At 60.8% G+C, this 22,721-nt stretch carries 23 protein-coding genes and 1 tRNA gene; 8 read left to right on the forward strand and 16 right to left on the reverse strand.

The annotated features are described in order from the left end of the window. Positions 1 to 15: 15 nt before the first annotated feature. Positions 16 to 408, forward strand: coding sequence for a Co2+/Mg2+ efflux protein ApaG (gene apaG / locus HFC70_RS01170; protein WP_168471358.1), 393 nt, complete (start codon positions 16 to 18; stop codon positions 406 to 408). Between the two features lie 15 nt (positions 409 to 423). Here the strand turns inward: apaG and HFC70_RS01175 are convergent, their stop codons facing one another. The 3 genes from HFC70_RS01175 to HFC70_RS01185 form a co-directional block, all read right to left on the reverse strand. Beyond that, a complete protein-coding gene (locus HFC70_RS01175) occupies positions 424 to 1,416 on the reverse strand; it encodes an Hsp33 family molecular chaperone (protein WP_168471359.1) in 993 nt (330 codons plus the stop codon). Between the two features lie 174 nt (positions 1,417 to 1,590). After that, positions 1,591 to 2,508, reverse strand: a complete 918-nt coding sequence (argF, locus tag HFC70_RS01180) for an ornithine carbamoyltransferase (RefSeq protein ID WP_168471360.1) — start codon at positions 2,506 to 2,508, stop codon at positions 1,591 to 1,593. Between the two features lie 16 nt (positions 2,509 to 2,524). Further along, positions 2,525 to 3,730, reverse strand: a complete 1,206-nt coding sequence (locus HFC70_RS01185) for an aspartate aminotransferase family protein (RefSeq protein ID WP_168471361.1) — start codon at positions 3,728 to 3,730, stop codon at positions 2,525 to 2,527. A gap of 428 nt (positions 3,731 to 4,158) precedes the next feature. Here HFC70_RS01185 and HFC70_RS01190 point away from each other — a divergent pair, with 428 nt between their 5' ends. Then, complete coding sequence (locus HFC70_RS01190; protein ID WP_168471362.1) at positions 4,159 to 4,692, forward strand: GcrA family cell cycle regulator; 534 nt, start codon at positions 4,159 to 4,161, stop codon at positions 4,690 to 4,692. A gap of 181 nt (positions 4,693 to 4,873) precedes the next feature. Here HFC70_RS01190 and phoB read toward each other — a convergent pair whose 3' ends face one another. The 7 genes from phoB to phoR all read right to left on the reverse strand — a co-directional run bounded on the left by phoB (position 4,874) and on the right by phoR (position 12,575). Continuing rightward, entirely contained in the window at positions 4,874 to 5,557 is a 684-nt protein-coding gene (gene phoB, locus HFC70_RS01195; protein WP_168471363.1) for a phosphate regulon transcriptional regulator PhoB, read from the reverse strand. A 33-nt stretch (positions 5,558 to 5,590) separates the two neighbouring features. Continuing rightward, positions 5,591 to 6,304 (reverse strand): phosphate signaling complex protein PhoU, encoded by a 714-nt coding sequence (gene phoU / locus HFC70_RS01200; RefSeq protein WP_168471364.1) that lies wholly within the window; start codon positions 6,302 to 6,304, stop codon positions 5,591 to 5,593. Between the two features lie 46 nt (positions 6,305 to 6,350). Next, the gene (gene pstB, locus HFC70_RS01205; protein ID WP_246735630.1) at positions 6,351 to 7,139 is read right to left on the reverse strand and encodes a phosphate ABC transporter ATP-binding protein PstB; all 789 of its coding nucleotides are present in this window, start codon (positions 7,137 to 7,139) and stop codon (positions 6,351 to 6,353) included. A gap of 23 nt (positions 7,140 to 7,162) precedes the next feature. After that, positions 7,163 to 8,518, reverse strand: a complete 1,356-nt coding sequence (gene pstA / locus HFC70_RS01210) for a phosphate ABC transporter permease PstA (RefSeq protein WP_168471366.1) — start codon at positions 8,516 to 8,518, stop codon at positions 7,163 to 7,165. Further along, positions 8,515 to 9,975: a phosphate ABC transporter permease subunit PstC gene (pstC, locus tag HFC70_RS01215; protein WP_168471367.1), complete on the reverse strand. Its 1,461-nt coding sequence runs from the start codon at positions 9,973 to 9,975 to the stop codon at positions 8,515 to 8,517. The genes pstA and pstC overlap by 4 nt, the downstream gene beginning before the upstream one ends. 69 nt (positions 9,976 to 10,044) lie before the next feature. Then, entirely contained in the window at positions 10,045 to 11,100 is a 1,056-nt protein-coding gene (locus HFC70_RS01220; protein WP_168471368.1) for a substrate-binding domain-containing protein, read from the reverse strand. 194 nt (positions 11,101 to 11,294) lie between these two features. Next, positions 11,295 to 12,575 carry a phosphate regulon sensor histidine kinase PhoR gene (gene phoR / locus HFC70_RS01225; protein WP_246735609.1) on the reverse strand — a complete coding sequence of 427 codons (1,281 nt, stop codon included), beginning with the start codon at positions 12,573 to 12,575 and terminating at the stop codon, positions 11,295 to 11,297. A gap of 229 nt (positions 12,576 to 12,804) precedes the next feature. Between phoR and ppk2 the strand changes: the two genes are divergently transcribed. Further along, the gene (gene ppk2, locus HFC70_RS01230; protein ID WP_168471370.1) at positions 12,805 to 13,686 is read left to right on the forward strand and encodes a polyphosphate kinase 2; all 882 of its coding nucleotides are present in this window, start codon (positions 12,805 to 12,807) and stop codon (positions 13,684 to 13,686) included. 6 nt (positions 13,687 to 13,692) lie between these two features. Here the strand turns inward: ppk2 and HFC70_RS01235 are convergent, their stop codons facing one another. Next, positions 13,693 to 14,853, reverse strand: a complete 1,161-nt coding sequence (locus HFC70_RS01235; RefSeq protein WP_168471371.1) for a hypothetical protein — start codon at positions 14,851 to 14,853, stop codon at positions 13,693 to 13,695. Between the two features lie 308 nt (positions 14,854 to 15,161). Between HFC70_RS01235 and HFC70_RS01240 the strand changes: the two genes are divergently transcribed. From HFC70_RS01240 to HFC70_RS01260, 5 genes are all read left to right on the forward strand, one after another. Further along, positions 15,162 to 16,121, forward strand: coding sequence for a nitronate monooxygenase family protein (locus tag HFC70_RS01240; protein ID WP_168471372.1), 960 nt, complete (start codon positions 15,162 to 15,164; stop codon positions 16,119 to 16,121). A 48-nt stretch (positions 16,122 to 16,169) separates the two neighbouring features. Further along, positions 16,170 to 17,219: a DUF1176 domain-containing protein gene (locus HFC70_RS01245; protein WP_168471373.1), complete on the forward strand. Its 1,050-nt coding sequence runs from the start codon at positions 16,170 to 16,172 to the stop codon at positions 17,217 to 17,219. Positions 17,220 to 17,346: 127 nt separating this feature from the next. Then, positions 17,347 to 17,422: transfer RNA gene (locus HFC70_RS01250), tRNA-Thr, on the forward strand. Positions 17,423 to 17,745: 323 nt separating this feature from the next. Continuing rightward, complete coding sequence (locus HFC70_RS01255) at positions 17,746 to 17,934, forward strand: hypothetical protein (protein WP_168471374.1); 189 nt, start codon at positions 17,746 to 17,748, stop codon at positions 17,932 to 17,934. Between the two features lie 117 nt (positions 17,935 to 18,051). Then, the gene (locus HFC70_RS01260; RefSeq protein WP_168471375.1) at positions 18,052 to 18,201 is read left to right on the forward strand and encodes a hypothetical protein; all 150 of its coding nucleotides are present in this window, start codon (positions 18,052 to 18,054) and stop codon (positions 18,199 to 18,201) included. Between the two features lie 55 nt (positions 18,202 to 18,256). Here HFC70_RS01260 and HFC70_RS01265 read toward each other — a convergent pair whose 3' ends face one another. From HFC70_RS01265 to HFC70_RS01285, 5 genes are all read right to left on the reverse strand, one after another. Next, complete coding sequence (locus HFC70_RS01265; protein WP_168471376.1) at positions 18,257 to 19,288, reverse strand: sulfate/molybdate ABC transporter ATP-binding protein; 1,032 nt, start codon at positions 19,286 to 19,288, stop codon at positions 18,257 to 18,259. A gap of 15 nt (positions 19,289 to 19,303) precedes the next feature. Next, positions 19,304 to 20,170 carry a sulfate ABC transporter permease subunit CysW gene (gene cysW / locus HFC70_RS01270; protein ID WP_168471377.1) on the reverse strand — a complete coding sequence of 289 codons (867 nt, stop codon included), beginning with the start codon at positions 20,168 to 20,170 and terminating at the stop codon, positions 19,304 to 19,306. Next, the gene (gene cysT / locus HFC70_RS01275; RefSeq protein ID WP_368669487.1) at positions 20,154 to 21,017 is read right to left on the reverse strand and encodes a sulfate ABC transporter permease subunit CysT; all 864 of its coding nucleotides are present in this window, start codon (positions 21,015 to 21,017) and stop codon (positions 20,154 to 20,156) included. Before cysT ends, cysW begins: the two co-directional genes overlap by 17 nt. Positions 21,018 to 21,021: 4 nt before the next feature. Continuing rightward, positions 21,022 to 22,047, reverse strand: a complete 1,026-nt coding sequence (locus HFC70_RS01280) for a sulfate ABC transporter substrate-binding protein (protein ID WP_168471379.1) — start codon at positions 22,045 to 22,047, stop codon at positions 21,022 to 21,024. A gap of 202 nt (positions 22,048 to 22,249) precedes the next feature. Continuing rightward, complete coding sequence (locus HFC70_RS01285; protein ID WP_168471380.1) at positions 22,250 to 22,705, reverse strand: Rrf2 family transcriptional regulator; 456 nt, start codon at positions 22,703 to 22,705, stop codon at positions 22,250 to 22,252. Between the last annotated feature and the right edge of the window lie 16 nt (positions 22,706 to 22,721).

The raw sequence follows: 22,721 nt of genomic DNA on the forward strand, positions 1-22,721 counted from the left end.
AAAAAGGGACGGCGCATGTATCGTGCCTTGACACGGGACATAGAAGTGGTGGTCGAGCCATTCTATCTGGAGGAGCAATCCGATCCGGACGACGACCGCTATGTCTGGGGTTACCGCATCGTGATTGCCAATCACTCGGTCGAGACCGTGAAGCTCACCCATCGCTACTGGCACATCACCGACCAGAACGGCCAGGTGGACGAAGTGAACGGACCAGGCGTGATCGGCGAGCAGCCCCGGCTGGAGCCCGGCGACAGCTTCGAATACACCTCCGGCTGCCCGCTCGACACGCCGTCCGGACTGATGTTCGGCCACTACCTGATGCAGACCGACCGCGGCGAGATGTTCGAGGTGGCTATCCCGGCCTTTTCTCTCGATGCACCCGGACTATTGCGTGTCCTCAACTAGACCAAGCCCCCCGTTTCAGGCGTTCTCGACTTCTTCCAGCTGGTAGCGATAGGTGGTCGAGCAGAATTCGCAGGTCACCGCGATCTCGCCCCCTTCATCGCTCGACGCGATCTCTTCGGCACTGAAGCCTTTCAGCACCCCCTTGATCTTGTCGCGCGAACAACTGCAGCGATCCAGGACCTTCTGTGGCGGATAGACCCGCACACCGCGTTCGTGGAACAGGCGGAACAGCAGCCGCTCCACGCCGATCAAGGGATCCGTCAACTCGTCGGAATCGATGGTCTCGACCAGTGCCCTGGCTTCGGCCCAGGCGTCATCCTCGACATGATCATCGCCCTCGTCGACGTCACCGTCGCCGCCATGCAGGTCCGGCTGGCGCATGCGCTCGGGCGCGCTTGGCAGAAACTGCGCCATCAGGCCGCCGGCACGCCAGGAATGGCGCGGCTTGCCTTCCTCGTCACGGTCGAACAACTCGGCCACGCCAAGCCGCACACGAGTTGGGATCTGTTCGGACTGGCGGAAATAGAAACCGGCAATGTCTTCCAGCGTCGAACCGTCGAGCGGCACGATACCCTGGTAGGGTTGCATGTAATTGCCCTGGTCGATGGTCAGGGCCAGAATGCCATTGCCGAGAAGCTGCGGCGGCGAAGCTTCGCCGGCCGCAATGGCCGCGACCAGCCGCTCTTCGTCGAAACGGGCATAGGCGCGCACATTGTCGGGTGCCGCGAAATCCGCCACCAGCAGATCCACCGGGCCGTCGGTCTTGGTCTGGACGATGAACTTGCCCTGGAACTTCAGCGAGGTGCCGATCAGCACGGTCAGCACGATTGCTTCCGCCAGAAGCCTGGCCACGGCCGGCGGATAGTTGTGCCGCCCCAGAATGGTATTGAGCAAGGGCCCCAATTGTACGGCACGACCGCGCACATCCAGGCCTTCGACCTGGAAGGGTACGACGTGGTCATCTCCGGCGAAATCGAATTCGCCAAGCGCACTCGACCTGTCTGACATAATTGCTACTCCATGGCGTCAGGGACGCCCGATCAAAAGAGGCCTGGCGGCCTCACGGAAAGCGCACACATGGGGTCTTCGCAGCGCAAGATCAAGCACGGACAAGCCATCGCAATCTGACGACCATCGCGCCCTGTGCTCAACCTGCTTTACGATACGATACCCCGGAAACGGTTAAACCGCTCCGAAGCACCAGGCAAGGATGGATTTCTGCGCATGCAGGCGGTTTTCCGCCTCGTCGAAGACAACCGACTGCGGACCGTCGATGACCTCATCCGTCACTTCCTCGCCGCGATGGGCCGGCAGGCAGTGCAGGAAGAGCGCATCCGAATTGGCCTTGGCCATCAACTGCGGATTGACCTGGAACGGCTGGAAGACATTATGGCCGCGAGCCTTGTGCTCGAGGTTCATCGACACCCAGGTATCGGTGATCACGGCATCGGCATTGGCAACGGCGCGATCGGCATCATGGCAGAGCATGATCTCGCCGCCATTGTTGCGCGCCCAGTTGAGGATGCGGTCATCCGGCTCGGAGCCGAGCGGCACGGCCATGTTCATGCGGTAACCGAAGCGTGCGGCACCTTCCACGAGGGAATGCAGAACATTGTTGCCGTCGCCGGTCCAGGCAAGCGTCTTGCCCTTGATCGGACCGCGATGCTCCTCGATCGTCAGGATATCCGCCATGATCTGGCAGGGATGGGTGAGATCCGTCAACGCGTTGATCACCGGAACGGTGGCATGTTCGGCCATTTCCAGCAGGCGCGAATGGTCGGTGGTGCGGATCATGATCGCATCGACATAACGCGACAGAACCTTGGCCGTATCGCCGATGGTTTCGGCGCGGCCAAGCTGCATTTCGGTGCCCGACAGGAACAGCGTTTCTCCGCCCAACTGGCGCATGCCGACATCGAAGGAGACGCGCGTGCGGGTCGAGGGCTTTTCGAAGATCATCGCCAGCATCTTGCCGGCCAGCGGCTTGTCGGCAGTGCCGGCCTTGGTGGCGGTCTTGCGGGTGCGGGCGTCGTTGAGAATCTTGCGCAAGTCCTCGGCCGTCATCGCCGAGAGATCCAGGAAGTGCTTGGGAGATACCATTATTCCATACCTGTCTTCATGCCCGGGCCGCCAACACGGGTTCGCGCGCACCGAGGCTTTCTGCGGCCAGCTCGATACGATGGAGACCCTCGCGGGCTTCCTCGACGGTGGTTGTCAGCGGCGGCAGAAGACGGATGACATTGTCACCCGCCGGAACGCCGAGCATATGCTCGGCCCGCATGGCCTTGAGCAATTCCGCGGACGGCACCTTGGCCTTGATGCCGAGCATCAGGCCCTCGCCGCGGATTTCCTCGATGACATCGGGAAAACGGTCCTTCAAGGCGGCCAGCCCCTGGCGGAAGACCAGCGCGACATCGCGAACATGCGGCAGGAAATCATCGGCGAGCACGATATCGAGAACGGCATTGCCGACAGCCATGGCCAGCGGATTGCCGCCATAGGTCGAGCCGTGGGTGCCGGCCTTCATGCCGGACGCCGCTTCTTCGGTCGCCAGGCACGCTCCGAGCGGGAAGCCGCCGCCGATGCCCTTGGCAACCGCCATGATATCCGGTGTAATTCCGGCCCATTCATGGGCAAACAGCTTGCCGGTGCGTCCAACGCCCGACTGCACCTCGTCGAGGATCAGCAGAAGGCCGTTCTCGTCGCAGATCGAGCGAAGCTCGCGCAACACCTCGTTGGAAACGGTGCGAATGCCGCCCTCGCCCTGAACAGGCTCAATGAGGATGGCGGCGGTCGCATCGGTGATGGCGGCCTTCAACGCATCCATGTCGCCGAACGGCACCTGGTCAAAGCCGGGGGCCTTCGGGCCGAAGCCCTCCAGGTATTTCTCCTGGCCGCCGGCAGCGATCGTCGCGATGGTGCGGCCATGAAAGGCGCCTTCGAAAGTGATGATGTGGAACTTCTCAGGATGTCCCTTGGAATACTGATACCGGCGGGCGGTCTTGATCGAGCATTCCAGCGCCTCGGCACCGGAATTGGTGAAAAACACCTTGTCGGCGAATGTCGCGGCGCAAAGCCGCTGTGCCAGACGCTCCTGACCCGGGATCTCGTAGAGATTGGAGAGGTGCCAGACCTTGTCGGCCTGCGCCTTGATGGCCTCGACCAGATGCGGATGGGCATGGCCGAGCGAGTTGACGGCGACGCCGGCGGCGAAGTCGAGATAACGCTCACCATCTTCGGTGAACAGCCAGACCCCTTCCCCGCGCACGAAACGCAGGGGTGCCCGCATGTAGGTTTCGTAAAGCGGCGAGGCTTCAGCCATGGCGCAAAAACTCCTTCGACGAGGCTAAAATGTTCATTCCGACCGTCAAAAGATCGGACATGTCCGAAAAATTAAAAATGCCGCCTTGCGGCGGCGAGAGCACTATCCCGATTTCGGCGGATGCTGTCAACAAAACAACGCGAAAACAGTGTTTTTTGGGAGCCTCGGAGGATTGTCGCGACGCGTGCCGGGTGGGAATCTTCGGGCGCGCATAAATGAGCAAGTTGGGGAAAACCCGAAAATCGAATCACGATGATTCGGCCGACTCTTGTCACGGAGTCAGGCTCACACTAGGTTAACGAATAATTACTAGACTGCATGCGGCGGAACTAGTCACCGACAGTAACGAGGCAAGTTGCGTTCCGGATTCGTCCGGAGCAACGGTGAGGGATTCTGCCAACAGACACGCGATAGGCGGAGATAGCGGCATGAACTGGACAGACGAACGCGTCGAGAGGCTCAAAAGACTTTGGGCCGAAGGGCTGAGTGCGAGCCAAATTGCGGCCCAACTGGGTGGCGTCAGCAGAAATGCTGTGATCGGCAAGGTACATAGACTGTGCCTGCCGGGCCGGGCGAAAGCAGGAGGCAGCACATCGGCGAGCCGAGTGGCTGCCAAGCAGCGCCCCACATCCGCGCCGCGTGCGCCGAACTACGCCTCGCGCGTCACCACCCACACGGTCACCCGTGCGGCCGGCGCGACGATGATCAAGGAAGAGATCGAAGTCGACGGCCTGGAGGAAGTGCAGATTGCGCGCCCCAGCAATGTGGTCGTGCCGATCGCCAAGAAGCTGCTGCTGACTGACCTGACGGAGCGCACCTGCAAATGGCCGGTCGGCGATCCGATGAAGGACGACTTCCACTTCTGCGGCTGCGATTCCCCCGATGCGTCACCCTATTGCGCCTATCACGCGAAGATGGCCTACCAGCCGGTCGGCGAGCGGCGCAAGGCTGCAGCCCGCTGAGCTTGCCCGAGACCTTGGGATCGATCCGGTCCGAAGGTCTCGACCTGTTTCGTTTGTAGTGACGGAAGCACTGTTGCCGGCAGACCGGCTCGAACGCGCCATTCATCTCCCGTCACAAGTCACAAAAAAACGGGCTCATGGCCCGCTTTTTTCGTTGTGCCCGCGGCAGATGAACCGGGCGTCAAGCCTCCATGGAATAACCGGCGCCGCGAACCGTGCGGATGACGTCCTGCATGCTTGAGAAGTTAAGTGCCTTGCGCAGACGTCCGACGTGAACGTCCACCGTGCGCTCATCCACATAGATATCGTGCCCCCAGACGCCGTCCAGAAGCTGGGACCTTGAAAAGACCCGGCCAGGAGATGCCATCAGGAACTCCAGAAGCCTGAATTCCGTGGGGCCCAGGCGGACTTCGCGGCTCTTGCGATGAACGCGATGGGTTTCTCGGTCCAGTTCGATATCCCCGCAGCGCAGCACGCTCGACAGGACCTCGGGGCGTGCCCGACGCAGCATGGCCTTGACGCGGGCCATCAGTTCCGGTGTCGAGAAGGGTTTGACGACATAGTCGTCTGCGCCGGTTGCAAGGCCGCGAACCCGTTCGCTTTCCTCGCCGCGCGCCGTCAGCATGATGATCGGCAGGCGCTCGGTCTCCGGCCGCATGCGCAGGCGCCGGCACAATTCGATACCCGACACGCCGGGCAGCATCCAATCGAGGATCAGCAGGTCGGGGACACGCTCCTGCAGGCGCAATTCGGCCTCGTCGCCACGAAGAATGGCTTCGACCTCGTAGCCCTCGGCTTCAAGGTTGTAGCGAAGAAGCACGCTCAGTGCTTCTTCGTCCTCAACCACAGCTATTTTCGGCAGCATTTGCTCAAGTACCCCTTCAGGCGGGAAACATCATTACTCAGCTGAGACGCCAACAGTCGACGACAGGTCGTCCTTCGGACGCTCGCCTTCCGGCTGCGCGCCGGTCGCCATGTAATAGATGGTTTCGGCGATGTTGGTGGCGTGGTCGCCGATGCGCTCGATATTCTTTGCGCAGAACAGGAGATGCGTGCAGGTGGTGATATTGCGCGGATCTTCCATCATGTAGGTCAGCAGTTCACGGAACAGCGACGTATAGATCGCATCGATTTCCTCGTCGCGATCGCGGATCGACTTTGCCTTTTCGGCCGAACGCGTCGTGTAGACGTCGAGCACCTCCTTGAGCTGGACGAGCGCCAGTTCCGAGAGGTGTTCGATACCGCGTGCCAGGGTGCGCGGAATGCCGGAAGCCTGGACGACCATGACACGCTTGGCGTTGCTCTTGGCCAGATCGCCAACACGTTCCAGATCGCTGGCGATGCGCAGCGCGCCGATGATTTCGCGAAGGTCCGAGGCGACAGGCTGGCGACGGGCGATCGTGACGATCGCCTTGTCGCCGACTTCCCGCTCGGCACTGTCCATGATGACGTCGTCGGAGATGATCTTCTGGGCCAACGCCGCATCGGAATTGACCAGTGCGCGCATGGATTCGCCAACCATCTGCTCGGCAAGACCACCCATTTCGGAGATCCGGCGCATCAGATATTTCAGGTCTTCGTCATAGGCCGTGTAGATATGTGAAGATGACATGTTCATTGTCCTTGAATTTTGAAACCGCAGCCCAGCGACACACGGATCAGCCGAAACGGCCCATGATGTAATCCTGCGTACGCTGATCGTCCGGATTGGTGAACATCTTGTCGGTGTCGTTTTCTTCGACCAGATAGCCCAGATGGAACATGGCTGTGCGTTGCGACACGCGGGCTGCCTGCTGCATCGAATGGGTGACGATGACGATGGTGAAATTGGCGCGAAGCTCGTGGATCAGTTCCTCGACCTTGGCGGTTGCGATCGGATCGAGCGCCGAGCAGGGTTCGTCCATCAGGATGACCTCGGGGCTGACCGCGATGGCTCTTGCGATGCAAAGGCGCTGCTGCTGGCCACCGGACAGGCCGGTACCGGACTCCTGCAGACGATCCTTGACCTCGTTCCACAAACCCGCCTTCTGCAAAGCGGCGGACACGATCTCATCGAGATCGGCCTTGTTGCGGGCCAGGCCATGAATGCGCGGGCCATAGGCGACGTTCTCGTAGATCGACTTGGGGAACGGGTTCGGCTTCTGGAACACCATGCCCACCTTGGCACGCAACTGTACCGGATCCACCTTCGGATCGTAGATGTCCTCGCCGTCCATCGAGATATGGCCTTCGACGCGGCAGATCGAAATCGTATCGTTCATCCGGTTGAGGCAACGCAGAAAGGTCGACTTTCCACAGCCGGACGGACCGATGAAGGCCGTGACAGTGCGGGGGCGGATTTCAAGATTTACATCAATGATGGCGTGTTTTTCACCATAATAAACCTGAACACCGCGAGCGGAAATCTTCGATTCATTCATGACTTCAGCCTTCATCGTCGTTGACATATTGTTCATCATTACGGTTCCCTCTACCAACGGCGCTCGAAGCGACGGCGAAGAATGATTGCGACTAGGTTCATCGTTATCAGAAACACCAGCAGGACGATGATTGCACCGGACGCGCGCTCGACAAAGGCCGGGTCACCGCGTTGGGTCCAGTTGTAGACCTGAACCGGAAGGGCCGAGGCCGGATCGAAAAAGCCGTCCGGAGGACCTGCCGGAAATTCCCGCACGAAGGCGACCATCCCGATCAACAGCAGCGGCGCGGTCTCGCCAAGAGCTCTGGCCAGGCCGATGATCGCACCGGTCAGAATGCCCGGCATCGCCAGAGGCAGGACATGGTGGAAAATGGACTGCATCTTCGAGGCACCGACACCGAGGGCTGCATCGCGGATCGACGGCGGCACGGCCTTGAAAGCAGCGCGGGTCGCGATGATGATCGTCGGCAGCGTCATGAGGGTGAGGACCAGACCGCCGACGATGGGTGCAGACTGGGGAAGGCCGAAGAAATTGATCAGCATTGCCAGACCCAGGATACCGAACACGATCGAAGGCACCGCCGCCAGGTTCGCGATATTGACCTCAATAAGGTCGGTAAAGCGGTTCTGGGGTGCGAATTCCTCAAGATAGATCGATGCGGCGACACCGAGCGGTAGCGAGAGCGCGATGACGATCAGCATCATGTAGACGGAACCGATGATGGCCACGCCCAGGCCCGCCGCTTCCGGCCGCGTGTCGGACGCATCCGGCGCGGTGAAAAAGGACCAGTTGATGCGGGTCGTCAGGATGCCGGCTTCCTTCAACTTGTCCGCCAGCATGAGCTGCTCGGGCGAGGTATTACGATCCAGCGCGGCGCTTTCCATGGTAACGCGCCCCTTGTAGTAGCCGTCGATACGACCGGCCGCCAGCAGTTCGAAGCCATGCGTGCTACCGATCACCGAAGGATCGGCCAGAACGAACCGGCGCAGATCGGCCGGCGCTTCCTTGGAAATCAGCTCGGCAGCGGCCTTGGCGTTCATGCCGTCAACGGCAACGCCCTTGGCAGCCATTGCGTCACTGAGTGCCTTCTCGATCAGCGGCGCATAGCCAAAGGTCGAGACCTTGGCGATGTCCTCCGGATTGCGAGCGCCGGTCTTATCCAGGCTGGCAGGATCCAGAAAAACATTGAGCGAGATATAGGTCTGCTGAAAGGACGTTGCGCCATTCGACAGGATGGACAAGAGCAGACCGATCAGGGCCAGGATGCCGACCCCCACGGCGATCTTGCCCATCAGGCGAAATCGCATCTCAGAGGCATTGCGGCGGCGGGTCCGTTCATCGGGGGTCAGAAGCGACTTTCCCTGCGGCGGAACGGCGGCATTGGTGAACACGGAGACGTCGGTCATTCGTACTGCTCCCGGTATTTGCGCACGATGTAAAGGGCCAGCACGTTGAGCGCGAGCGTTATCACGAAGAGGGTCAGGCCCAGAGCGAACGCCACCAGCGTTTCGGGGCTTGAAAATTCCGTGTCGCCGGTCAGCTGGCTGACGATCTTTACGGTCACGGTCGTCATGGCTTCGAATGGATTGATATCGAGTTTTGCAGCCGCACCCGCGCCAAGCACGACGATCATGGTTTCGCCGATCGCCCGGCTGGCCGCCAGCAAAACGGCACCGACGATGCCGGGCAGCGCGGCGGGCAGGACAACCAGCTTGATGGTTTCCGACTGCGTGGCTCCGAGACCATAGGAACCGTCACGCAAGGCCTGCGGAACGGCGTTGATGATGTCGTCCGACAGGGAACTGACAAAGGGGATGATCATGATGCCCATGACCAAGCCTGCCGTCAGCACCGAGGAAGACGAGGTTCCAAGGCCGAGAGGTTCGGCAAACCAGTCGCGCAGGAACGGGCCGACGGTGACCAGGGCGAACAAGCCGTAGACGATCGTCGGGATGCCCGCGAGCACCTCGATGGCCGGCTTGACGACGCTGCGTGTTTTCGGGCCGGCATATTCGGACAGGAAGACCGCAATCATCAGGCCGATCGGAACGGCGACGACCAATGAAATGATCGACACGTAAAACGTACCCCAAAGCAGGGGAAGGATGCCAAGATCGGAACCACCGCGAAACTGCGGGTTCCAGACCGTGGAGAAGAAGAAATCCTGCCACGGATAGAGCTTGAAGAAGGTAATCGTCTCGAAGACAAGCGATCCGACGATACCGACTGTGGTCATGATGGCGACCAGCGACGAGGCCAGCAGAACCCACTTGACGAAGCTTTCGCTCTGATTGCGGGCGCGTTGCTCCGGACGAATGCGTAGATAGGCAAGCGGGCCGAGGATCACCGCCAGGGCGAGCACTGCGATCGTCATCACCAGGTTGCTGGTGCTGGCGCTTTGCCGATAAGCCCTTGCCGCCTCGAATACTTCGATCGGCACGTCACCGCCAAGGGCGACACCCACTTCCGCAAGACGTGCGCGGATATTGTTGAAATCGATACGACCGTCGTCGAGTTCACTCTCGCCGACCCCGCCTCGCTTGATGACGGCGTCCAATCCCTCGGCGATCCGACGGACATCGGACATCACAAGACTGTGCGCGCCCCCCTCGGGCACCACACTGTCGGGGATCATACTGCTAATGCGACCTTCGATGATGGCCGGCTGAACCGAAAGCCACAGGACCAGCAGTATAAAGGCTGGCACTGCGGTAAATAGCGCGACCGTCTGGCCGTAATAGCCCGGAAGGGAGTGCAGCTTTACGCCGCCAGCGGTCCACAAAGACAGAGCGCGCCGCCTGCCGAGAAAAAAGCCAAGTGCCGAAAGCCCTAGCACGACAAGGATAATGATGCCCACACTCATTTCGCCCACATCCCCTGAAAACAATGAAAACCGGCGGCGCGAGGATCGCGCCGCCGGGACTTCCGAGTATTACTTCTTCAGCGGACCCATCGGGGTACGGGCCTTGACGGCAGCCTGGGTCTTGGCCAGTTCCGGATCGGAAACCAGACCGTAGGCAGCCAGCGGGCCGTTCGGGCCGGCCATGTCGTCGGATACGAAGAACTCAACGTATTCCTGCAGGCCGGGGATCACGTCGAGGTGAGCGTTCTTGACGTAGAAGTAGAGCGGACGCGATACCGGATATTCGCCCTTGGCGATCGTCTCAACAGACGGCACAACGCCGGCCATGGTGCCGACGCGCAGCTTGTCGGTGTTGTTCTGGTAGAACGACAGGCCGAAGACGCCGATGGCGTTCTTGTTGGCAGCAACGCGAGCCAGCGTTTCGGTGTAGTCGCCGTCGATGTCGGTGGAGATGCCGTCGGTGCGAAGCGCCATGCAGGCCTTCGCTGCTTCGGCCTTGTCATTGTTGGCGGCAGCCAGGTGAGCGTCGTAGGCGCCGTCTTCCTTGCAGCCGTCGACGATGACCTTCTCGTTGAACACTTCGCGGGTGCCGTGCTTGGTGCCCGGGATAAAGGCGAGGATCGGCTGGGCCGGCAGGTCGGCGCGGATCTCGTTCCATGCCTTATACGGGTTGTCGATCAGCTTGCCGTCCTTCAGGACCTTGGCAGCCAGGGCATTGTGCCAGTCAGCCTGGGTGAATGCGTATTCCGGACCATTGATGTCGGAAGCGAAAACAATGCCGTCGTAACCGATGCGAACTTCCTGGATTTCCTTCACACCGTTGGCGGCGCAAAGGTCGATATCCGACTGGCTGATGCGCGAGGAAGAGTTGGCGATGTCGATAGTGTTCTCGCCCACGCCTTCGCAGAGCTTCTTGCGGCCGGCGCCAGAGCCACCGGATTCAACGACCGGCGTACCAAAATCGGTGTTCTCGCCAAAGGCTTCAGCCACGATCGAGGCATAAGGCAAAACAGTCGACGAACCGGCGATCTGGATCTGGTCGCGAGCAACAGCAGCACCGACGCCAGCGCCGGCAAAGGCAGCAGAGGCCACGAGGGCGGCTACCGTAAGTTTCAAAACGTTCATATGAATTCTCCCGTCAATGGGCTTGTGTATGTGGGCACGCTTGCGGCGCCCACGTTTGCCGTGCATCGGCCCGCTCTTAATAGCGGCTCTTACCCCAAGCTTTTATGTCAGTTCCGTGAAACATTTGTGACAGTTCAATCTATTGATTTTTATAGTGTTTTTAAAAAATATCGGCAAAGAGCCGCAGTTTTATGTCAAAACCGCACGGTAAAGTCCGTTCCCTTGCCAATTTCGGATTTTACGATCAGCCGAGCCCTGTGGCGGGTCAGGATATGTTTGACGATGGCAAGCCCCAGGCCTGTGCCTTTCTTGGAACGGCTGTCGGCGACGCTGACCCGATAAAAGCGCTCGGTGAGCCGCGGCACGTGCTCGGCAGGGATGCCCGGCCCATGGTCGACGACGCTCACTTCGACGGCGTGGCCGGGTTCGTTGCGTACATGAACATCGACCACCTTGCCTTCCTGTCCGTACTTGCAGGCGTTCTCCATCAGGTTTTCGAACACCTGGACCAATTCGTCGCGGTCGCCCATGACTTCGACCCTGGACGGCGGCAGATGAAGGCGAAGTTCTATACCAAGCTCGGCGGCGAGCGGGGCCAGGGAATCGCGCACATGGCCGATAACCGGCACGAGATCGACCATCTCGTTGGGCGCCAGATGCGCCTTCAACTCCAACCGCGACAGGGACAGCAGGTCGTCAACCAACCGGCTCATGCGGTTGGCCTGATCGAGCATGATGGCGAGAAACCGCTCCTGCGCCTTGACGTCGGTGCGCGCCGGTCCCTGCATGGTCTCGATGAAGCCCTTGAGAGAGGCAAGCGGCGTGCGCAGTTCATGACTGGCATTAGCCACGAAATCGCTGCGCATGCGGTCGATGCGCCGGAGTTCAGAGATATCCTTGAAGGACATGATGTAGAGCTTGTCGCCAGTCGGCATGCCCACCGGCAGATCGACTGGAGCGATGCGCACCACATAGACCCGTTCGGACGGCAGGCGTTCGGAATGCTCGATCTGGTTCGGCTCGTCGGTCGCGATCGTCTCGCGGATCACATCGAGGATGCTGGGCGAACGCCAGCGGGCCGACAGATGCGATCCTTCCGCCAATGGCCCGAAAGCCTTATCCATCGCCCGGTTTTGGAAGAGCACGGTCGCATCCTTGCGGAAAACCACCACAGGCAACTCAAGCGCACCGAGAGTGGCGTAGACGGTCGGACGCAGCAGGTCCGCCGGGGGCGGATCGCCGTCCTGGGAAGCAGGCTTTTGCGCCAGCGCTGCCTCGGGCTGGCGCTGCATCAGGATGGCGATCGCGCACAGGCCGAACAGGATGGCGGTCACAGTCGCGTCGGCACCGGACAGATAGACCGTCACCGCCACCAGGGCAGCGGTGACCAGCAGGATCCCTCTGGCGGATAAAAGCGCCCTCAATCGGCGCAGTGGCGGCAGCGTATCGTTCAAAAGCACCTCGGCGAGCAGCAAGCGGACGCGATGAAATCGCGGATTTTTCTTGTTAACGTTCATTGATGACAGAAGTTTACGTGCCCGGCCATGGCGGGCGTGAATAATCCCCGTGGAGGACCGGCAAAGCCTGCTGCGCCTCAACAGGATCTTGAATTTACTCTATAACTATGCCCTTTCTGGCGTGAGAAATATTGCGGTGGACAACGCCTTGCGTGGCCCCGCAACAGGCAAGCAGGAGAGCAGCGTCATGGAAGAGCCGAAGAAAAGCCGCGCGGTCGAACTGAAAATCGGCGGCGAGACACGCGTTTTCGACATCGACGATCCCAAGCTGCCGAAATGGGTCGACGACGTGTCGCTCGGCTCCGGCGACTATCCCTATGACAAGAAGATGGACGAGGACGACTACGAGGACCAGCTGGAAAAACTGCAGGTCGAACTGGTGAAGGTGCAGTTCTGGCAGCAGGCGACCGGCAAGCGAGTGATGGCCCTGTTCGAGGGGCGCGATGCGGCCGGCAAGGGCGGCACGATCCACGCGATCCTGTCCTACATGAATCCCCGCACCGCCCGCGTCGTGGCCCTCACCAAGCCGACCGAGACCGAACGCGGGCAATGGTATTTCCAGCGCTACGTGGCGCAGTTTCCAAGCGCCGGCGAGTTCGTGCTGTTCGATCGTTCCTGGTACAACCGTGCGGTTGTCGAGCCGGTCATGGGCTTCTGCACGCCGGACCAGTACAAGCATTTTCTCGAGCAGGTGCCGCGCTTCGAAGAGCTGATCGAAGAAGAGGGCATCCACTTCTTCAAATTCTGGTTGAATATCGGCCGGGAAATGCAGCTCGAACGCTTCCACGACCGGCGCCACGATCCGCTGAAGATATGGAAGCTCTCGCCGATGGACATCGCCGCCCTCGACAAATGGGACGACTATACCGACAAGCGCGACCGTATGCTGAAGAAGACGGACACCGACCACGCCCCATGGACGGTCGTTCGCGCCAATGACAAGCGTCGCGCCCGGCTGAATGTCATCCGCCATATCCTGAATGCCCTCGACTATGACGGCAAGGACAAAAGCAATATCGGCGAGACCGACCGCAAGATCATCGGCCGGGGTGAGGACATGCTCGATTGAGCGGGATCACTGCCCCGGCAGAACCCGCACCGAATAGAGATTGACACCCTGTCCCTGGCCACTCAGATCGCCGTTGACCAGCAACTGGCCCGGCGTTGCAGGCGCGATGGCGCGCTCGAAGTCGATCTGGAACAGGATATCGGCCTTTTCCGGATTGACGGTGAAGCGGTGGCGCGAACAATCGCCGAGCCGGTCGAAATTGCACTCCACCGAAATCTGCACCGGCTTGTCGGAGACAGATTGCAGCGTCAAGGCAATGGTCGAGACGCGGCCGGCCATGTCGCGCAATACGTCCACAGGTATGGTGATGGCCACGCTGCCATCCGCATCGGCACTGCGCGACACCAGTTGGACCGCCGGTCCGTCACCGGTAGTGACGACATCGACCAGCGCATTGCCGCGCGGTTTGACGGCCTCGATCTGCTTCGGCGTAAAGACCTCGATCCATTCGTCCGAAAAGCCCTGATCGAGCGGCTGCGGCTGTGGCTGCGGCGGGACATTGCCGGAAAAATCCTCCTCCTCGGCACGAGGCGGCGGATTGGGCACGCTGGTGTCGCGTTCGGCGGCCGTCATCAAGAGACCCGAAGTATAGACCCACCAGGCGCCCATGCCGACGGTGACAAGCAGAACCGTAAAGATGAAGAATCGAGAGAAGAAGCCGCGCCGACGCTTCTTATGATGGATGACCGCCTCCGGCCGGATGTCCAAAGACTGCGGATGGGCCGCCGCCGCGGATTGCGACGCCGGTTCGACGCCATCCTGGTCATCGAGAGTTCGGCCGCCGCGCTCGGCGCGCAGATCGGACATGTCGCCTGACGGGGCAGGCTGGCGATGCCGCTCGGCGCGCAACTCCATGCCGTGATCGTCGACGGATGGCGGGTCGCGGCGGTCGTTCCGGCTGGCCGGCTGGCCGTCCGTCGCCGGCGCGTCTGGTTCGGTTCGGCTGGATGCGGCGAGCCGTCCCCGCTCCTCCTGCTCGATGCCATGAATGACCGTTTCCAGGCGATGCCGCTGCTGGGCGACCGTTTCGGGATCGTTGATGTCCTGCTTGCGCAAGCCTGCTTCGAGGGCGTGGCGCGCCGACTGATAGATGCGGGCTCGGATTTCCGCATTGGCGCGATCCGAGCGCTCCAGCGCGCTTCTGATGGCCGTTTCCAATCCGCTCACGGGCGATCCTACTCCTTATTTCAGGTCCTCCGGACCCGCCCTTGCAAGCGTCCGATGGCCGTTTACGATTCGGTAACGGGTGGCTTGCCAATCCGCAAGCCCTTGCACGGGAGCTTGCAGGCGATACCCAGAGGAAAATCCCCGTTCACGGCTTCCCCGCCGAGAAATGAGGAAAAACGGGCCGAAATTCAGGCATATCCAAAGACCGGCCCGGAACCGCGGGAATTCACTGGCCCCTCTTTTCCTGGATCGAAGGTTCTGCTATCCAATTGACGTTTCCGTAAACGTAAATCGTCAAGAGGTGCGCCATGGCTTTGCCCCCCATTCTTTCGGATCATCTGCGGCTTCCCGTGGTGGCCTCGCCGCTGTTCATCATCTCGCATCCCGACCTGACGCTTGCGCAATGCAAGGCCGGCGTGGTCGGCTCCTTTCCTGCTCTCAATGCGCGTCCCGAAAGCCAGCTCGATGAATGGCTGGCGATGATCACCGAAGATCTTGCCGCCCATAATGCCCGGAACCCCGAACGGCCGGCCGCACCTTTTGCCGTCAACCAGATTGTCCATACGTCCAACAAGCGGCTCGAGCACGATCTGATGATGTGCGTCAAATACAAGGTGCCGATCGTCATTTCATCGCTGGGCGCCGTGCCCGAGGTCAATGCCGCCGTGCATTCCTATGGCGGCATCGTACTGCACGACATCATCAACAACCGCCATGCCAATTCTGCCATCCGCAAGGGGGCCGACGGGCTGATCGCGGTTGCCACAGGCGCCGGCGGCCATGCCGGAACGCTGTCGCCCTTTGCGCTGGTGCAGGAAATCCGCGAATGGTTCGACGGGCCGCTGCTGCTGGCCGGCGCGATTGCCACCGGCGGCGGCATTCTGGCTGCCCGGGCAATGGGCGCCGATATGGCCTATATCGGCTCGCCCTTCATCGCCACGACCGAAGCCCGCGCCTCCGATGCCTACAAGCAGGCTATCGTCGATGCGCATGCCAATGACATTGTCTATTCGAATTTCTTCACCGGCATCCACGGCAACTACCTGAAATCCTCGATCGTGGCGGCCGGCATGGACCCGGACAACCTGCCAGTGGCCGATCCCACCAAGATGGATTTCGACAAGGCGACAACCGGCGCCAAGGCCTGGAAAGATATCTGGGGCTGCGGCCAGGGCATCGGTGCTGTGAAAGCGGTCGAGCCGGTGGCGGCCCTGGTCGATCGGCTGGCGCGCGAATATTTAGGCGCAAAAAAGGCGATTTGCGCTTAAGAAGGCCGCTGCTAACGTCCTCCCGTATTCCATTGCCGGAGGATATTCATGCGGTTTCCAGTCTTGCCATCCACCTTCGCCCTGCTGCTGTCGGGCACCGCCGTCTGTCTTGCAGACTCTGGCGGCTTCGAACAGTTCCAGACATGGCAGGTGATCTGCAGCCAGGCGCGCAATTGCACCATGCGGCAGTTTCTCTCCGGCAGCGCCATTGGCCAGTTGGAGCTACGGCGCGATGGCGGACCGGACACGCCGCTGTCGATCGCAGCGTCCACGGACAATCCCGCTTTCTCCGAGGACGCACGCGACGTCAGAGCCTCGGTTTCCGTCGATGGCGGCGCGCCGGTTTCCGTATCGCCCGGGGATATCCGCTATGATCCGGCCGCGGCCGTCTGGGTGCTTACCGGCGACTTCATCGGCAACGGGCTGGTGATGGCCATGAAGAACGGGGCAAGCCTGCATGTAATGCTGACGCGGGGCGAAGCTGTTGCCGAGGGCGACGTTCCGCTCGCCGGCGTAGCCGCCAGCCTGCTGTTCATGGACGACCAGCAAAAGCGGGTCGGCCATACCGATGCCCTCAGCGCCAAAGGCGACAAGCCACCGTTCCCGGCTGTCCCGTTTCGCGAGATCCGCACGCTGGCCGAGCTTCCGGAGGCGATCCGCAACCGCTTTGCAGAGGGCGGTGAATGTGCGGATACGGAAGAGAGCCAGCTGGACGGCAGCGCCTTCGTCCACCAGCTATCCGGCGACGAGGCGATTTACGCGACGCCGTGCGGAACACCGGGCGCCTACAACACGCCCATTGCAATGTTCACCGAGAGCTTTGGCGTCATTTCGAAAATGGCCTTCCCTGTCCTGCACGAGGGCGCCCCGAGCACGATGGCCGACGCCTACAATCTCGACTACGACTTCGAGACCGGAAAGCTGTCGGCCTTTTTCCGCGGCCGCGGCATCGGCGACTGCGGCACCTACAATGCCTGGCACATGTCGCGCCGACAGGCCGGACCGGTTCTGGTTCTCGACCGCCAGACATCCAAGGATTGCGACGGCAAGGATCTCGACGGACCGGAGAACTGGCCGGCCCAATGGCCGCTGAGATGAAAAACGGCTCGACCGCCCCGCCCGCCATTTTTTGCACGACACCAAGAAATCCGGCTTGAAATCACGCCGCAATGCCTGTATCAGCCGCAACACCAACGCGGACAGGCTCAAGGCCCCTTCGCAGAGTGCCGCTTTAGCTCAGGTGGTAGAGCACATCATTCGTAATGATGGGGTCGCAGGTTCGAGTCCTGCAAGCGGCACCAGTTTGATCCTTGTCCGACCCGGATACATAGATAACAGATTGTCCCTAAGACATGGGTGACAACCTCCGGCCGGACGGATTGTCAATCGCCTCGTCGTATTCCCCTTATCCTGATTTGGCTCCAGTCTGCTTCCGATCGCCGAGATTGTGCGTTCAGTAGGGCGCGGAAGGCGGGCGATCTGCAGTGGGGCGGGTTCGACGCTAAATTTTGCTCCGCTTGCTCTTCAATTTAGTCTATAGTTTTTATAGATATAATTGACTTTAACACGAGAAGGAGCCAAACTCAGGTCATTACATCAGGCCAACGGAAACAGGAGAATGACAATGCCAATTGGAATCACCATGTTTTCCTTCGATTTCTTCGGGCTTTCCCGGCATCTGCAGGCCATGCGGTCTGAGCAGGAGGGCAAAGTTGAACAGAAGAGCGTCGAGGCTGCGGAAGCGGACGTATGTGAGAAAGCATCCGCCAGAAATCACGAGATCTTCTTCTGGGGGATGTATCCGATTCTTTGAGGCATTCCGGTCAAATCCGGGCAGGGAAAGTGCATCAATCCTTTGTTTTCACGCAATTCCGGACGCGACGCCGTTTGCGCGCTTTGCTGGAATTGCTTTAGCGGCACGAGGTCTGCCATGTCCATCACCTTCGAAACACCGCCGCGCCGCGCGCCGTTCAGCCGGCCGGTGCACAGCACCTGGACAGTATCGCTACATAGGACTGCGCAGGTTGTGATCGTGGTTGCGGCCTATATGTTCGTCACGGTCGTGCTGTTCGTCTTCTGAGACAGTTATAAAGCACTGACGCCCGGCGCCCAAGCTGCGCCGAGCGGCTCCACTCTCAGAAGAACAGTTTCCAGCGGGTCGGCCGGAAGCTGATCTCGGAACCGACCTTGGCGATCACATCGAGCGGAATCTCGATCTCAATGTGGTGGGCCTCGCCAGAATTTCCGACATCGACTTCGGTGATGCGCGTACCGGCCAGACGGCGGCTGGTGGTGACGGCTCCCTTCAGTCCTTCGCCCTCCGAAACAAGAACCACATCCTGCGGGCGGAAGAACAAGGTCGCCTCGCCTTCGCCCGCGGCGGAAATGCCGATCGGCGCGCCCTGGAACAGCACCTGGCCGCCGACAATCGTCACCGGGATATGGGCGCTGTCGCCGATGAACGAAAACACGAAAGACGAGTTCGGCCGGTCATAGACATCGTCCGAGGAGCCGACCTGCTCGATGCGCCCCTGGCTCATCACCACGACGCGGTCGGCCAGTTCCAGGGCTTCTTCCTGGTCATGGGTGACGAAGACGGTGGTGTGGCCGGTGCGTTCATGGAAATCGCGCAGCCAACGGCGCAATTCCTTGCGCACCTTGGCATCCAGCGCACCGAAGGGTTCGTCGAGCAGCAGCACTTTCGGCTCGATGGCCATGGCACGGGCAAGCGCCACGCGCTGGCGCTGACCGCCGGAGAGCTGGTTCGGATAGCGCTTTTCGAGGCCTGAGAGTTGCACCATGTCGAGCAGTTCCAGGGCGCGGCGGCGGATCTCCGCCTTTGGCGGACGATCGCCGCGCGGCCGGACCGTCAAGCCGAAAGCGATGTTGTCGGCCACCGTCATATGGCGGAACAGCGCATAGTGCTGGAATACAAAACCGACATGGCGCTCCTGGACGCTCTTCAGCGAGGCGTCTTCGTCGCCAAAGAAGATCTGGCCGCGGGTCGGCTGCTCAAGGCCGGCGATCAGCCGCAGCAGCGTCGTCTTGCCAGAGCCCGAAGGACCCAGAAGCGCGATCAATTCGCCGGAGCGGATGTCGAGGGACACATCGTGCAGCGCGGGGTAGCGGTCGAATTCCTTGCGGATATTGGAAACTCTCACTTCCATAGGAGGCAATGCCTTTCAATGCTTGCGGCCAGCGGCGATTTCCGCGCCGAACCGCAATTCGAGAACTGTCTTGATGATGAGGGTGACGAGGGCCAAAGCTGCCAGCAGCGAGGCGACTGCGAAGGCGCCGACGAAATTGTATTCGTTGTAGAGAATCTCCACATGCAGCGGCATGGTGTTGGTCAGCCCGCGGATATGGCCCGAAACCACCGAGACGGCGCCGAATTCGCCCATGGCGCGGGCATTGCAGAGCAACACGCCATAGAGCAGGCCCCATTTGATATTGGGCAGCGTCACATACCAGAAAGTCTGCCAGCCATTGGCGCCCAGCGACAGCGCCGCTTCCTCGTCGCCATTGCCCTGTTCCTGCATCAGCGGGATCAGTTCGCGGGCAACGAAGGGGAAGGTCACAAAGATGGTGGCCAGCACGATACCCGGCACGGCAAACAGGATCTCGATCCCGTAGCTCTTCAGCCAGGGACCAAGCGCACTGCCCGCTCCAAACAGCAGCACATAGACCAGGCCCGAAATAACCGGTGACACGGAAAACGGCAGGTCGATCAGGGTGGTCAGGAAGGCCTTGCCCTTGAACTCGAACTTGGCGATCGCCCAGGCGGCGGCGACGCCGAAGACGAGGTTCAGGGGCACCGAAATCACCGCCACCAGCAGGGTCAGCCGAATGGCGGCCAGGGTGTCGGGTTCACCCAGGGCGGCGATGAACTCGCCAGGACCTTTGCGGAAGGCCTCGATGAATACGGCCACCAGCGGCAGCAGCAGAAACAGCAGCAGAAACAGGAAGGCAGCCGCCATTAGGGTGTAGCGGGCGAACGGCGCTTCCGTCGTCGGCGACGGCATGTGACGGGCTTTATGCGCCATAACCATACCTCCTGCGGCTCCAGGCCTGAATGAGATTGATGACCAGCAACATGGAGAAGGAGATCGACAGCATAATCGCCGCAATGGCGGTGGCGGCCGCATAGTTGAACTCTTCCAGGCGGATGACGATCAGCAGCGGCGCGATCTCCGACACATAAGGAATGTTGCCGGCGATGAAGATGACCGAGCCATATTCGCCGACGCCGCGGGCAAAGGCGAGCGCGAAGCCGGTGAGAATGGCGGGCGCGAGACCCGGCAGAAGCACCCGGAACACGGTGTGGAAACGGTTGGCGCCGAGCGTTGCCGCAGCCTCCTCCACTTCCCGATCGATCTCTTCCATGACGGGCTGGACGGTGCGCACCACGAAGGGCAGGCCGATGAACACCAGCGCAATGACGATGCCGGTCGGATTGAAGGCGGCCTTGATGCCGATGAGACCGAGAATGCTGCCAACCCAGCCGTTGTGTGCGTAGAGCGCCGCCAGCGCGATGCCGGCAACGGCCGTAGGCAGGGCAAACGGCAGGTCGACCACCGCGTCGATGATTCGCCGTCCAGGAAATTCATAGCGAACGATCACCCAGGCGACCACAACGCCGAACACAGCGTTGATCAAGGCGGCGATCAGTGCAGTTCCGAAGCTCACCCGAAGCGCGTTGACGGTGCGCTCGTCGGTGAGGATCGCCCAGAATTCAGCGCCGCTGAGCGCCGATGTGCGCCAGACAAGGCCGGACAGGGGAATGAGGATGATGAGGGTCAGGTAGGCGAGGGAAAAGCCAAGCGTCAGTCCGAAACCCGGAATGACGCTTGGCTTTCTGATCCGCCACCCTGCACTTGCAGTGGTGGATGTCGTCACGAACTCAGTTTCCCGGTTTGTAGATCTGGTCGAAGACGCCGCCATCGCCGAAATGCTCAGGCTGTGCCTTCACCCATCCGCCGAAGATCGGATCGTCGATTGTCACCAGCTTAATCTCAGGCAGCTGCTTGAGCAACTCCGGCTTCACAAGCTCCGGCTTCGACGGCCGGTAGAAATGCTTGGCGGCGATATTCTGCCCCTCTTCCGAATAGAGATAGGCCAGATAGGCTTCGGCCTGTTTGCGGCTGCCCTTGGCATCGACATTGCCATCGACGACGGCGACCGGCGGCTCTGCCCGGATCGAGATCGGCGGGGCGACAATGTCAAAAGCATCCGCGCCAAACTCTGCACCGGCCAGATAAGCCTCGTTTTCCCAGGCCAGCAGCACGTCGCCGATTTCACGCTGGGCAAATGTCGTCAGCGAACCCCGCGCGCCGGTATCGAGTACGGGCGCCCGCTTGAACAGTTCAGAGATATAGGCCTTGATCTTGTCCTGATCGCCGCCGAATTCCTCGTTCGCCCAGGCCCACGCCGCCAGATAGTTCCAGCGTGCACCGCCGGAGGTCTTGGGGTTCGGGGTGACGATCGTGACGTCGCCCTTTACCAGATCGCCCCAGTTGTGGATGCCCTTGGGATTGCCCTTGCGCACCAGGAAGACGATCGTCGACGTGTAGGGCGAAGAATTGTTGGGCAGGCGGGTCCGCCAGTCCTTGGCGATCTTGCCGGTCTTTTCGGCGATGGCGTTGATGTCGCTTTCCAGCGCCAGCGTCACGACATCCGCTTCCAGCCCGTCGATCACGCCGCGCGCCTGCTTGCCTGAGCCGCCATGCGACTGCTGGATCGTGACGTCCTCGCCAGTCTCGGCCTTCCAATGAGCGGCGAAGGCGTCGTTGTATTCCTTGTAGAGTTCGCGTGTCGGATCATAGGACACGTTGAGCAAAGTTGTCTGCGCCATGGCGCCGGAGACCGATCCGAGCGACAGGCTGACCCCCACAATTGCTGTCATTAACCCTTTGGAAAAACTGAGCATTTCCGTCACTCCCGTTGTGATCTGCCCATTTACTCTACTGACTTAGTAGAGTTAGTCAACAAGCCAGGATGCGTTCGCAAAAATCATTCCCTGCGGCGCTGGCCGGGAACTCATTCGTTCTGAAAAAGCCCATGCAGACAAAACAAACGCGGACAAGACGGGGGTCCTGCGACAAAATGCGGAGCGTCGCTACCGCGAGGTTTCAGGCCTTGGCAAGCGCCGGCATCAGACCCTGGCCCTCGTCTTCGTCGTGCAAAGCATCGGCAATCGTCGTGCCAAACAGCACCGCGCGGGTCTGTTCGGCGACACGGGCAAAGACGTGCCGGATCTCGCAGCTTCCCTCATCCCGGCAATCGTCGCAGCGGCGATAGGCGGTGATGGACAGGCAGGGCAGCGGCGCGATCGGCCCGTCGATCATTCTGAGGATTTCGCCGAAGGTGATGGTATCGGCTGCGCGCAGCAGCAGATAGCCGCCCTGCTTGCCACGCCGGCTGGCGACGATGCCGTGATGCTTCATGTCGAGCAGGATCTGCTCCAGGAACTTGCGCGGAATATTCTGGGACTCGGCGATATCGGCGATCAGGACCGGTTCGGACGGGGTGGCGCGCGCCAAGGCCGTCAGAGCCCGAAGTGCATATTTTGCCTTTTGCGATATCATGTCATTCCGCCAAACA

It is taken from the genome of Agrobacterium sp. a22-2, assembly GCF_012276985.1.
GTDB lineage: Bacteria > Pseudomonadota > Alphaproteobacteria > Rhizobiales > Rhizobiaceae > Allorhizobium.

Coding starts and splice junctions, on each gene's coding strand:
- HFC70_RS01265 (WP_168471376.1), bottom strand. CDS start 19,288: ATGGAAGTGAGAGTTTCCAATATCCGCAAGGAATTCGACCGCTACCCC.
- HFC70_RS01245 (WP_168471373.1), top strand. CDS start 16,170: ATGCGGTTTCCAGTCTTGCCATCCACCTTCGCCCTGCTGCTGTCGGGC.
- HFC70_RS01240 (WP_168471372.1), top strand. CDS start 15,162: ATGGCTTTGCCCCCCATTCTTTCGGATCATCTGCGGCTTCCCGTGGTG.
- ppk2 (WP_168471370.1), top strand. CDS start 12,805: ATGGAAGAGCCGAAGAAAAGCCGCGCGGTCGAACTGAAAATCGGCGGC.
- phoB (WP_168471363.1), bottom strand. CDS start 5,557: ATGCTGCCGAAAATAGCTGTGGTTGAGGACGAAGAAGCACTGAGCGTG.
- pstA (WP_168471366.1), bottom strand. CDS start 8,518: ATGACCGACGTCTCCGTGTTCACCAATGCCGCCGTTCCGCCGCAGGGA.
- HFC70_RS01280 (WP_168471379.1), bottom strand. CDS start 22,047: ATGCTCAGTTTTTCCAAAGGGTTAATGACAGCAATTGTGGGGGTCAGC.
- phoU (WP_168471364.1), bottom strand. CDS start 6,304: ATGTCATCTTCACATATCTACACGGCCTATGACGAAGACCTGAAATAT.
- HFC70_RS01260 (WP_168471375.1), top strand. CDS start 18,052: ATGTCCATCACCTTCGAAACACCGCCGCGCCGCGCGCCGTTCAGCCGG.
- argF (WP_168471360.1), bottom strand. CDS start 2,508: ATGGTATCTCCCAAGCACTTCCTGGATCTCTCGGCGATGACGGCCGAG.
- HFC70_RS01175 (WP_168471359.1), bottom strand. CDS start 1,416: ATGTCAGACAGGTCGAGTGCGCTTGGCGAATTCGATTTCGCCGGAGAT.
- HFC70_RS01220 (WP_168471368.1), bottom strand. CDS start 11,100: ATGAACGTTTTGAAACTTACGGTAGCCGCCCTCGTGGCCTCTGCTGCC.
- HFC70_RS01255 (WP_168471374.1), top strand. CDS start 17,746: ATGCCAATTGGAATCACCATGTTTTCCTTCGATTTCTTCGGGCTTTCC.
- cysW (WP_168471377.1), bottom strand. CDS start 20,170: ATGGTTATGGCGCATAAAGCCCGTCACATGCCGTCGCCGACGACGGAA.
- HFC70_RS01185 (WP_168471361.1), bottom strand. CDS start 3,730: ATGGCTGAAGCCTCGCCGCTTTACGAAACCTACATGCGGGCACCCCTG.
- apaG (WP_168471358.1), top strand. CDS start 16: ATGTATCGTGCCTTGACACGGGACATAGAAGTGGTGGTCGAGCCATTC.
- pstB (WP_246735630.1), bottom strand. CDS start 7,139: ATGTCAACGACGATGAAGGCTGAAGTCATGAATGAATCGAAGATTTCC.
- HFC70_RS01190 (WP_168471362.1), top strand. CDS start 4,159: ATGAACTGGACAGACGAACGCGTCGAGAGGCTCAAAAGACTTTGGGCC.
- pstC (WP_168471367.1), bottom strand. CDS start 9,975: ATGAGTGTGGGCATCATTATCCTTGTCGTGCTAGGGCTTTCGGCACTT.
- HFC70_RS01285 (WP_168471380.1), bottom strand. CDS start 22,705: ATGATATCGCAAAAGGCAAAATATGCACTTCGGGCTCTGACGGCCTTG.